The sequence below is a fragment of the Pseudomonas fluorescens genome (assembly GCF_005938625.1).
Lineage (GTDB): Bacteria > Pseudomonadota > Gammaproteobacteria > Pseudomonadales > Pseudomonadaceae > Aquipseudomonas > Aquipseudomonas fluorescens_BD.
The window spans coordinates 1-11,220 of the sequence record NZ_VCNJ01000072.1; the positions used below are offsets into that span (position 1 = coordinate 1).

The 11,220-nt window shown below is 59.3% G+C and carries 9 protein-coding genes; 2 read left to right on the forward strand and 7 right to left on the reverse strand.

The features are described from left to right. Positions 1 to 52: 52 nt before the first annotated feature. The 7 genes from FGA82_RS28720 to FGA82_RS28750 all read right to left on the reverse strand — a co-directional run bounded on the left by FGA82_RS28720 (position 53) and on the right by FGA82_RS28750 (position 8,048). Positions 53 to 979 (reverse strand): ABC transporter permease, encoded by a 927-nt coding sequence (locus FGA82_RS28720; RefSeq protein WP_141129707.1) that lies wholly within the window; start codon positions 977 to 979, stop codon positions 53 to 55. After that, positions 979 to 2,085, reverse strand: coding sequence for an ABC transporter permease (locus tag FGA82_RS28725; RefSeq protein WP_141129708.1), 1,107 nt, complete (start codon positions 2,083 to 2,085; stop codon positions 979 to 981). The genes FGA82_RS28720 and FGA82_RS28725 overlap by 1 nt, the downstream gene beginning before the upstream one ends. Before the next feature lie 13 nt (positions 2,086 to 2,098). Continuing rightward, positions 2,099 to 3,646, reverse strand: coding sequence for an ABC transporter ATP-binding protein (locus tag FGA82_RS28730; protein ID WP_141129709.1), 1,548 nt, complete (start codon positions 3,644 to 3,646; stop codon positions 2,099 to 2,101). Between the two features lie 643 nt (positions 3,647 to 4,289). Beyond that, positions 4,290 to 4,871, reverse strand: a complete 582-nt coding sequence (locus FGA82_RS28735; RefSeq protein WP_141129710.1) for an IMPACT family protein — start codon at positions 4,869 to 4,871, stop codon at positions 4,290 to 4,292. Positions 4,872 to 4,878: 7 nt separating this feature from the next. Continuing rightward, positions 4,879 to 5,529: a TetR/AcrR family transcriptional regulator gene (locus FGA82_RS28740; RefSeq protein WP_038360732.1), complete on the reverse strand. Its 651-nt coding sequence runs from the start codon at positions 5,527 to 5,529 to the stop codon at positions 4,879 to 4,881. A gap of 88 nt (positions 5,530 to 5,617) precedes the next feature. Then, positions 5,618 to 7,006 carry a uracil-xanthine permease family protein gene (locus FGA82_RS28745; RefSeq protein ID WP_141129711.1) on the reverse strand — a complete coding sequence of 463 codons (1,389 nt, stop codon included), beginning with the start codon at positions 7,004 to 7,006 and terminating at the stop codon, positions 5,618 to 5,620. A gap of 121 nt (positions 7,007 to 7,127) precedes the next feature. Beyond that, on the reverse strand, positions 7,128 to 8,048 hold the full coding sequence (locus FGA82_RS28750; RefSeq protein WP_141129712.1) for a LysR family transcriptional regulator: 921 nt from the start codon (positions 8,046 to 8,048) through the stop codon (positions 7,128 to 7,130). A gap of 138 nt (positions 8,049 to 8,186) precedes the next feature. Between FGA82_RS28750 and FGA82_RS28755 the strand changes: the two genes are divergently transcribed. Both FGA82_RS28755 and FGA82_RS28760 read left to right on the forward strand, forming a co-directional pair. Beyond that, positions 8,187 to 9,536 carry an aspartate aminotransferase family protein gene (locus FGA82_RS28755; RefSeq protein ID WP_141129713.1) on the forward strand — a complete coding sequence of 450 codons (1,350 nt, stop codon included), beginning with the start codon at positions 8,187 to 8,189 and terminating at the stop codon, positions 9,534 to 9,536. A 75-nt stretch (positions 9,537 to 9,611) separates the two neighbouring features. Next, positions 9,612 to 11,105, forward strand: coding sequence for a CoA-acylating methylmalonate-semialdehyde dehydrogenase (locus FGA82_RS28760; RefSeq protein WP_038360740.1), 1,494 nt, complete (start codon positions 9,612 to 9,614; stop codon positions 11,103 to 11,105). The last annotated feature ends 115 nt before the right edge of the window (positions 11,106 to 11,220 follow it).

Genomic DNA, 11,220 nt, shown 5'->3' on the forward strand with positions numbered 1-11,220 from the left:
CCATAGATGTGGGAGCGAGCTTGCTCGCGAAGAGGCCATTGAAATCACCGCACTAATGCCCCGCCTGCCAAGGCTGCCCCAACGAAACCGGCGCATACAAACGCGTACGCAGTGCATCGCGTGACAACAATACCAACACCACAATCGTCGCCACATACGGCAGCATCGCCAGCAAACTCGACGGAATCGCCAGCCCCAACCCCTGCGCCACCAAATGCAGGATGCTGGCGAGGCCAAACAGATACGCCCCGAGCAACAACCGCCACACCCGCCAACTGGCAAACACCACCAGCGCCAACGCGATCCAGCCGCGCCCGGCAGTCATGTTTTCCGCCCACATCGGCGTGTACGCCAGCGACAGATAAGCCCCGGCCAACCCGGCCATTGCCCCGCCAAACAGCACCGCCAACGTGCGCACGGCCAACACCGGCAGCCCCATCGCACTGGCCGCATCCGGGTTCTCGCCGACCGCTTGAATAATCAACCCGACACGACTTTTGATAATCACCCACGCCACTAGCGCAAACAGCGCGAACGACAGATACACCAGCAGATCCTGAGCAAACAGCATCCGCCCGATCAGCGGGATTTCACTCAGATAAGGAATCGCCAACGGCTCAAAACCGGCCAACGGTTTCCCGACCCAGGCCGCGCCGACAAAGGTCGACAGCCCGACACCAAAAATCGTCAGGGCCAACCCGGTCGCCACCTGATTGGCATTGAACACCAGCGCCACCAGCGCAAACAGTGACGACAACAACATCCCGGCCAACATCGCCAACAACACGCCAAGCCACAGGTTGCCGCTGTTCAGCGCGACGATAAATCCGATCACCGCGCCAAACAGCATCATCCCTTCCTGCCCGAGGTTGAGCACGCCGCTCTTCTCGCAGATCAGTTCACCCAGCGCCACCAGCAACAGCGGTGTGCCGCAACGCACCATGGCATAGAAAATATTGCTCAACAGATCGATATCCATCACAGCGCTCCGGCAGTTACGGCGGTGGTCGACGTGCGCTTCACCCAGCGCAGGTTCAGGCGTGGCCGATAGAGGATCAGCACGTCACAGGCGAGCAGGAAAAACAGCATCATTCCCTGGAACAACTGGGTGATCGCCTGCGGCAGATTCATCGTCATTTGTGCGCTCTCGCCACCGATGTACAGCAGCGCCATCAGCAGACTGGAGAACAGAATTCCGATCGGATTGAGGCGCCCAAGAAACGCCACGGTAATCGCCGCATAGCCATACCCCGGCGACACCTGCGGCACCAGTTGACCTATCGGCCCGGTGACTTCGCAGACACCCGCCAGTCCGGCCAAGCCGCCGCTGATCAACAGCGCCAGCCAGATCAAACGCTTCTCGCGAAAGCCGACAAACCCCGCCGCACGCTTGTCCAGCCCAAGCACTTTGATCTGGAAACCGACAAAGCTTTTCTGCAACAACACCCACACCACGACCAGCGCAAGCAGGGCGAAGTAAACCCCGGCATGCACGCGGCCATCCTCCATCAACAGTGGTAAGCGACTGGCATCGCCGAACATCGCCGACTCGGGAAAGTTGAAGCCGGCCGGATCTTTCAGCGGCCCGTGCACGCAGAACAGCAGCAGGTTCAGCGCGATGTAATTGAGCATGATGCTGGTGAGGATTTCGTTGGCGTTGAAGCGTGTGCGCAACCACGCGGTCAGCCCGGCCCACGCCGCGCCTGCGACGGTGCCGGTGAGCAGAATAAATACCAGCGCCCAACGACTTTGCATGCCGATGATGTTCACCGCCAACGCACTGCCGGCCAGCGCGCCGAGAAGCAATTGCCCCTCAGCGCCGATGTTCCAGATTCGCGCCTGGTACGCCACCGCCAACCCCAGTGCGCAAAGCAGAATCGGCAGCGCTTTGACCAGCAATTCGGAGACGCCATACAAATCGCTGACCGGCGCGATCAGCAGCGTGTGCAAGGTTTGCAGCGGGTCATGACCGAGGGCGATGAACAGCAGCGAGCCGCAGCCAAGTGTCAGCGCCGCTGCCAGTAAAGGCGAGCACCACAGCATCAATCGCGATTGCTGGCCACGGGGTTCGAGGAAAAGCAGCATGTGTATAACTCCGTTAAACCGTGGCGGCAGAAGGTGGGTTGTCGAACTGGCCGGCCATCCAGCCGCCGACGTCGCTGAGTTGCGTATGGGTGGTGTTGTGCAGCGCCGACAAGCGTCCGCCACACAAGGCGCCGAGGCGGTCGCTGATCTGGAACAATTCGTCGAGGTCTTCGGAAATCACCAGAATCGCCGCGCCGGCATCGCGCAACGCGATCAGTGCACGGTGGATGGTCGCGGCAGCACCGACGTCGACGCCCCAGGTCGGGTGCGCGGCGATCAGCAGTTTCGGTTGCTGGAGGATTTCCCTGCCGAGGATGAATTTTTGCAGGTTGCCGCCGGACAGGCTGCGCGCAGCGGTTTGCGTGTCCAGGGTTTTCACGCCGAAGCGCTGAATGATCTGTTGGGCGAGGGCTTCGACCTTGTCGCGTTCGATCAAACCGTGGCTGACCAAACCTTGTTGGAAAGCGGTGAGCAGGGCGTTGTCCGCCAGACTCAATTCCGGCACCGCGCCGTGGCCGAGACGCTCGGCGGGGACGAACGCCAGGCCCAGTTTGCGTCGCGCATCCGGGCGTAAATCGGCGACGTTTTGCTCGGCGAATCGAATGGTCGCAGCTTCGGCGCGAGGCAGGATTTGCTCGCCGCTGAGCAGGGCCAGCAACTCATCCTGACCATTACCGGCGACCCCGGCGATGCCGACGATTTCACCGCTGCGCACTTCCAGGTTGATGTCTTTCAGCGAGCAGCCAAACGGGTCCGGGTTGTGCCAACTCAATCCGCTCATCCGTAAAAACGTCGTGCCGCCACTGACCTTCGGGTAATCGCCAATCAACGCCGCTGCTTCGCCGACCATCAGCTGCGCCAACTGCTGATCCGAACATTCGGCTGGCACGCAATGTCCGGCAACTCGCCCGCCGCGCAAAACTGTCGCGCTGTGACACAGCGCCCGTACTTCGCCGAGTTTGTGGCTGATAAACAGAATGCTGCAGCCTTCGGCAGCGAGACGGCGCAGGGTGATAAACAATTCATCGGCCTCTTGCGGCGTCAGCACTGAGGTCGGTTCGTCGAGAATCAACAGGCGAATGTCCTGCATCAGGCAGCGAATGATTTCCACGCGCTGGCGCTCACCGATCGACAGGCTGTGGACAAGTCGCTCCGGTTCCAGCGCCATGCCATAACGGCGCGACACTTCGCGAATTTTCGGTTCCAGTTGTTTCGGTGTGCCGGCCGCAGCGCCCATCGCCAGCGCTATGTTCTGCGCCACGCTGAGGGTTTCGAACAGTGAGAAATGCTGGAACACCATGCCGATGCCCAGCTGCCGCGCCTGTGCCGGGTTGCGGATGTTGACCCGCTGACCCTGCCAGAGCATCTCGCCCGAATCGGCCTGGGTAACGCCGTAGATGATCTTCATCAACGTACTCTTGCCCGCACCGTTTTCACCGAGCAGGGCATGGATTTCCCCTGGCGCGATGCTCAGGTCGATGGCGTCGTTGGCCAGGCAACCGGGGTAGCGTTTACTGATGTGGCGCAGCTGCAGGCGCGGGAGGGGTGGCGCGATTGGCATGACAGGCTCGACTTGCTTGGAGTTGTGCCTGTGGATAAAGCAATTTCCTGGCCATTGAGTCAGGAACGCGAGCGGGCCGCGTGTGCGAGTGCCTGAAGCAGAGCATTGCCTTCAAAATTGGTTGGGTTCACGGCACCAATTCAGAGCAAAGCCGTTGATCGGGCTCCAGTTTTGCCCGTCGGCAACTGATCAAAAAACGAGCAAAGCCGTGGGGGCTAGGAAGAACCTGCGACTGCGGCGGTCATGAACGGGTTATCCACAGGTTGCTCCACAGTTATTGTGCGCAAGCTGCAAACCCGGGCATAAGCACTGCGGTGCTTTCTTCTAATGGTGATAAACCGTGCTAACTGATTGTTTCTGTTTGAAAAATTCGTTTCGTCGGGTGAATTGAACGAAAAGTGAACAAACCGCGCAAAGCCACGTGACAGAAGGGTTACAGCGGAATGTACTCAGGTTATCCACAGTCGGGTGCACAGCAGATGTGGGCAAGTCTGTGGAATAAGGAAAATGGGGGATGCCCTAAAAGATCGCAGCCTTCGGCAGCTCCTACACGAAAACGCTGATACCGGTATCACCAACGAAATTCATGACAAACCCGGATCCCCGTAGGAGCTGCGGAACGCTGCGATCTTTTGATCTTGCTTCACCGCTGCAACAAAATCCGCCCACGGCTCAAATCCGCTAGCTGGGTTTGCAAGACATCGATTTGCGCCTCACCCACCGCTAACTTCAACTCGACCCCGTTCGCCGTGAAGTTTTCCTCCACTAGCAATCCACCCAGATCGGCAACGCGCAACTTCACCAACGCCAACTCGGCAAACCCGCAAGCGCAACTCAACGGCACCCGGCTGATCAACTCGACCTTCGCTGCCGTCTGCAAACACTTGTTCGCGCCACCGCCATACGCCCGGGCCAAACCGCCGGTACCGAGTTGAATGCCGCCGTACCAACGAATCACCAGCACCGCGACCTGATCGCAATCCTGCGCTTCAATCGCCGCTAGAATCGGTCGCCCAGCCGTGCCGCCCGGTTCGCCGTCATCATTGCTACGGTATTGATCGCCGAGTTTCCACGCCCAGCAATTGTGCGAGGCGTTGAGATCGCTGTGTTGTTCGAAAAAAGCCTGCGCCTCGGCAGGGCTGCCGATCGGCGTGGCGAAAGTGATAAAGCGGCTTTTGCGAATTTCTTCGCGGTACTCGCAAAAACCGCTGAGGGTGAAAGGCATAAACGTCTTATAGAGGAGGAGTGAGGCCGCAGCCTTTGAGAATGATGCGGATCAGGTTGTTGCCGGCGTCTTCCATGTCTTGCTTGGTCAGCTTGCTGCGACCGCTGACGCGGCAGATCTGCGTGGCGAAGTCAGCGTAATGCTGGGTGCTGCCCCACAACAGGAAGATCAGGTGCACCGGGTCGACCGGGTCCATTTTGCCCGCATCGATCCACGCCTGAAACACTGCTGCGCGTCCGGTGAACCAGGCGCGGTAATCCTGATTGAAATATTCGCTGAGGCATTCACCGCCGCTGATCACTTCCATCGCAAAGATCCGCGAGGCCTGTGGCTGACGACGGGAGAATTCCATCTTGGCACGGATATAGCGGGTCAGCGCTTCGGCCGGATCGTCCTCGGCCGTGAGTGTGTTGAAGGTGCTGTCCCACAGCTCGATAATGTTGCTCAGCACCGCCACGTACAAACCGAGTTTGTTGGTGAAGTAGTAATGCAGGTTCGCTTTGGGCAACCCGGCATTCTGCGCGATGGTGTTCATGCTGGTGCCTTTGTACCCGTGACGGGCGAACTCGTCTTCGGCGGCTTTGAGGATGGTCTCTTCGTTCTTCTGACGAATGCGGCTGGCGGGTTTGCCGCCATGGGCAGGGACTTCAAAGGTCATAGGCACTTCCGGGTTTGTCTGTGGGTGCAACCAGTTGCGTTGATAGCGCACCCACAGGCATCCGACAAGTGTTTGAGCGATAAAACCGTTACGCCTGTTCGATCTTGTTCAGCGGCGGGTGCGCTTCAGCGGCCTCGGTTTTCGACTCCGGCAGCAACAGGCACAGGATGATCGCGGTCAGGCCACCGCTGGTGATCGCCGAATCAAACAGGTTCTGCACCAGTTTTGGCAGCAGGTGCAGCAGGTTCGGTTGCGCGGCGATGCCCAGGCCGACGCCGAACGATGTGGCGATGATCAACATGCTGCGCCGATCCAGCGACGACTGCGCGAGGATGCGCACGCCGGCAGCGGCCACCGCGCCGAACATCACCAGGGTCGCACCGCCGAGCACCGGTTTCGGAATCTGTTGCAGCACCGCGCCGATCATCGGGAACATACCGAGACAAAACAGGATCGCGCCGATGTACAACCCGACGTAGCGGCTGGCGACGCCGGTCAGCTGGATCACGCCGTTGTTCTGCGCGAACGTGGTGTTAGGGAAAGCGCTGAACGTGGCGGCGATCATGCAGCTCACGCCATCACCGAGCACGCCACCGCGCAGGCGGCTTATATAAGAAGGGCCGCTGATCGGCTGGCGGGCGAGCATGCAGTTGGCCGTGAGGTCGCCGACGGTTTCGATGGTGCTGATCAGATAAATCAGCGCGACCGGCAGGAAAGCCGTCCAATCGAAGCTGAATCCAAACTTGAACGGTGTAGGAAAACTCACCAAAGGCAAGTCAGGCAACGGCTGCGGCACCAGTTTCCCACTGAACCATGCGGCCAGACTGCCGAGCACCAAGCCGATGATGATCGCCGACAAGCGCACCCATGGTGTATTGGAGCGGTTGAGCAGAATGATCGTCAGCAGCACAAACACACCCAGCGCCAGATTGCCCGGCGCACCGAAGTCCGGTGCGTTGAAACCACCTCCGAGATCAGTGATGCCGACCTTGATCAAACTGATGCCGATCAGGGTGATAACGATCCCGGTCACCAACGGCGTGACGACTCTGCGCAATTGACCGATGAAACGGCTGAGGACGATCTGCACGATCGCGCCGAAGAAACACACACCGAAAATCATCGCGAGAATGTCTTCCGGGCTACCGCCACGTTGTTTGACCAGAAACCCCGCCGACAGCACCGCACCAAGAAAGGCAAAACTGGTGCCCTGTAAACAGATCATCCCCGCGCCAATCCCGAACGGCCGCCGCGCCTGAATAAAGGTGCCGACGCCCGAGACCATCAACGCCATGCTGATCAGGTAGGGCAAATACGCGGTCAGCCCGAGGGCCGAGCCGATCACCAATGGCGGGGTGATGATGCCGACGAAACTGGCGAGCACGTGTTGCAGTGCCGCGAGTGTCGCGGCGAGTGGTTTGGGGCGGTCGTTGAGGCCGTAGATCAGGTCGCTGGACGGTGCGGAATCTGGCTGCATGGCTTAAGGCTTCTTGTTGAAGGATCGAGGTTGATCCTGCTTTGCAAAAAGCTGTCCACTTGCTCAGGTTATTTTTCGAATTTGTCGCCAAGGCCCAACGCTGGCGGGCTTCTGAAGATTTTCAACGCGTCGCCGCCAAACTTTCCAGAAAGCTCTCCAGCACCAAATGAGGGCGGCGCCCCTTGCGTGTGACCGATGCGAGGCTCAGGTCGTAGAAACGTGTTTGCGATTTCAGCGCACGCAAACGACCTTGCTGCACCCAGAGACCGGCGTAGTGATCCGGCAGGTAACCGATGTAACGTCCGGTCAAAATCAGAAACGCCATACCTTCACGGTCAGAAGCACTGGCCGTGCAATTGAGCGCCTGGTAATGCGCCTGAATCTCCGCCGGCAAACGGAACGTCGGCGCAATCGCGTCCTGGCTGTTCAAGCGTTCGTCATCCAGTTGCTTGTCATCAACATAAAACAGCGGATGACCCACCGCGCAATAAAGCAGCGAACGCTCGCTGTACAGCGGCTGATACTCCAGCCCCGACAACGCGCTGGCCTGCGGCACTACGCCGACATGCAAACGCCCATCGAGCACACCTTGCTCGACTTCATTCGGCGCAATCATGCGAATCTGAATCTGCACATCCGGGCCGCGCTCCTTCAACTGAGCGAGGGCGTGAGTGATGCGCATGTGGGGGAGGGTGACGAGGTTGTCGGTCAGGCCAATGATCAGCTCGCCGCGTAAATGCTGGTGCAGGCCGTTGACCTCGGTGCGGAAACTTTCCAGCGCACTTAATAGTTGCAGCGCCGATTGATACACCTCACGGCCTTCTTCAGTCAGAGAAAATCCCGCGCGACCGCGCTGACACAGACGCAAACCGAGACGCTGCTCGAGATCGCTCATCTGCTGACTGATTGCCGAGCGACCGATGCCGAGCACGGTTTCCGCTGCCGAAAAACCGCCACACTCCACCACGCTGCGAAAAATCCGCAGCAAGCGGATATCAAAGTCACTGACCTGGGCCAGCGGGTCGGGGCGGCGGCTGCTCATCTTATTGTTCTCATTGTTTAGCAAAGTTCTAACTGAAGGTTAGAAGAGTTGAATTTCACCGACTTTATCCGCGTGGCAATTTAGCTGCAACAACGCTTTTTATCTCCCTGACGCTTATGCCCTGCGAGGTTTTGCCCGATGAACATGCCTGAAAACGCTCAGTCGCCACTGGCCAGCCAACTGAAGCTGGACGCGCACTGGATGCCGTACACCGCCAACCGTAACTTCCAGCGCGACCCGCGTTTGATCGTTGGCGCCGAAGGCAGCTGGCTGATCGACGACAAGGGCCGCAAGGTATATGACTCGTTGTCCGGTCTGTGGACGTGCGGCGCCGGCCACACTCGCAAGGAAATTCAGGAAGCCGTCTCCAAACAGTTGGGCACCCTCGATTACTCGCCGGGTTTCCAGTACGGTCATCCGCTGTCGTTCCAGCTGGCCGAGAAGATCACCGAGCTGACCCCGGGCAACCTCAACCACGTGTTCTTCACTGACTCGGGTTCCGAGTGCGCCGACACCGCGGTGAAAATGGTCCGTGCCTACTGGCGCCTGAAAGGCCAGTCGACCAAAACCAAAATGATCGGCCGTGCCCGTGGCTACCACGGTGTGAACATTGCCGGCACCAGTCTTGGCGGCGTCAACGGCAACCGCAAGCTGTTCGGTCAATCGATGATGGACGTCGATCACCTGCCGCACACGCTGCTGGCGAGCAATGCATTTTCCCGTGGCATGCCGGAGCAGGGTGGTATTGCACTGGCCGATGAGCTGCTGAAGCTTATCGAATTGCACGATGCCTCGAACATCGCCGCCGTATTCGTAGAACCGATGGCCGGTTCCGCTGGCGTACTCGTGCCGCCACAGGGTTACCTGAAGCGTCTGCGCGAGATCTGCGATCAGCACAACATCCTGCTGGTGTTCGACGAAGTGATCACCGGTTTCGGCCGTACCGGCAACATGTTCGGCGCTGACACCTTTGGCGTGACCCCGGACCTGATGTGCATCGCCAAGCAAGTCACCAACGGCGCGATCCCGATGGGCGCGGTGATTGCCAGCTCCGAGATCTACCAGACGTTCATGAACCAGCCGACGCCGGAATACGCCGTGGAATTCCCGCACGGCTACACCTACTCGGCGCACCCGGTGGCCTGCGCCGCAGGTCTTGCGGCACTCGACCTGCTGCAAAAGGAAAACCTGGTGCAGAGCGTCGCTGAAGTCGCGCCGCATTTTGAAAACGCACTGCACGGTCTGAAAGGCTCGAAGAACGTTATCGACATTCGTAACTTCGGTCTGGCCGGTGCGATCCAGATTGCCCCGCGTGACGGTGACGCCATCGTGCGTCCGTTCGAAGCGGGCATGGCCCTGTGGAAAGCCGGTTTCTACGTACGCTTCGGCGGCGACACCCTGCAGTTCGGCCCAACTTTCAACAGCAAACCGCAAGACCTCGATCGCCTGTTCGACGCGGTCGGCGAAGTGCTGAACAAGCTCGACTGATTTTTCCTTCTATATGTACCTACAAAACGGGCACTCCTTAACGGGGGCCCGTGGACAAGAATTCAGGAGTTTTCGATGAGCGTTATCCCGCATTTGATCAATGGCGAACTGGTGACTGAGAACGGTCGCGCGGTTGATGTGTTCAACCCGTCCACCGGTCAGGCGATCCACAAGTTGCCACTGGCCAGCCAGGCAACCATTCAGAAAGCCATCGATGCCGCCAAAGCTGCGTTCCCGGCCTGGCGCAACACGCCACCGGCCAAACGTGCGCAGGTGATGTTTCGCTTCAAGCAACTGCTGGAGCAGAACGAAGCACGCATCTCGCAATTGATCAGCGAAGAGCACGGCAAGACCCTCGAAGACGCTGCCGGTGAATTGAAGCGCGGTATCGAGAACGTCGAGTTCGCCTGCGCAGCTCCAGAAATCCTCAAGGGCGAGTACAGCCGCAACGTCGGCCCGAACATCGACGCATGGTCGGACTTCCAGCCGCTGGGCATCGTTGCCGGTATCACCCCGTTCAACTTCCCGGCCATGGTGCCGTTGTGGATGTACCCGCTGGCGATTGTCTGCGGCAACTGCTTCATCCTCAAGCCGTCCGAGCGTGATCCAAGCTCGACACTGCTGATCGCTCAGCTGCTGCTGGAAGCCGGTCTGCCGAAAGGCGTGATGAGCGTGGTACACGGTGACAAGACTGCGGTGGACGCGTTGATCGAAGCGCCGGAGGTCAAAGCGCTGAGCTTCGTTGGTTCGACGCCGATTGCTGAGTACATCTATGCCGAGGGGACCAAGCGCGGCAAACGCGTTCAGGCACTGGGCGGCGCGAAGAACCACGCGGTGCTGATGCCGGATGCCGATCTGGATAACGCGGTCAGCGCATTGATGGGCGCGGCTTACGGTTCTTGCGGTGAACGCTGCATGGCGATTTCGGTTGCCGTTTGTGTGGGTGACCAGGTGGCGGATGCGCTGGTGGCGAAACTGGTTCCACAGATTCAGGCGCTGAAAATCGGTGCGGGCACTTCGTGCGGTCTGGACATGGGCCCACTGGTCACCGGTCAGGCGCGCGACAAAGTCAGTGGTTACGTGGATGACGGCGTGGCTGCCGGCGCGACCTTGGTGGTCGACGGTCGTGGTTTCAGCGTGGCCGGTCATGAAGAAGGCTTCTTCCTCGGTGGCTGCCTGTTCGACAACGTCACCCCGGAAATGCGCATCTATAAAGAAGAGATTTTCGGCCCGGTACTGTGCATCGTTCGCGTGAACAGTCTGGAAGAGGCGATGCAACTGATCAACGATCACGAATACGGCAACGGCACCTGCATCTTCACCCGTGACGGTGAAGCGGCGCGTCTGTTCTGCGACGAGATCGAAGTCGGCATGGTTGGCGTCAACGTGCCGCTGCCGGTGCCGGTGGCTTACCACAGCTTCGGCGGCTGGAAACGTTCGCTGTTCGGCGACTTGCATGCCTATGGTCCGGACGGTGTGCGCTTCTACACCCGTCGCAAGGCGATCACTCAGCGCTGGCCGCAGCGTGCCAGCCATGAGGCTTCGCAGTTCGCCTTCCCTAGCTTGTAAGTAGAAGGGCAATGCAATGAAGGCCGACCCCTCGGGGTCGGCCTTCGTGTTTTCGGGTTTTTTTGACCGATGTGACAGAATTATGAAAATAGGTGTTGACGGCAGATTTCAGATG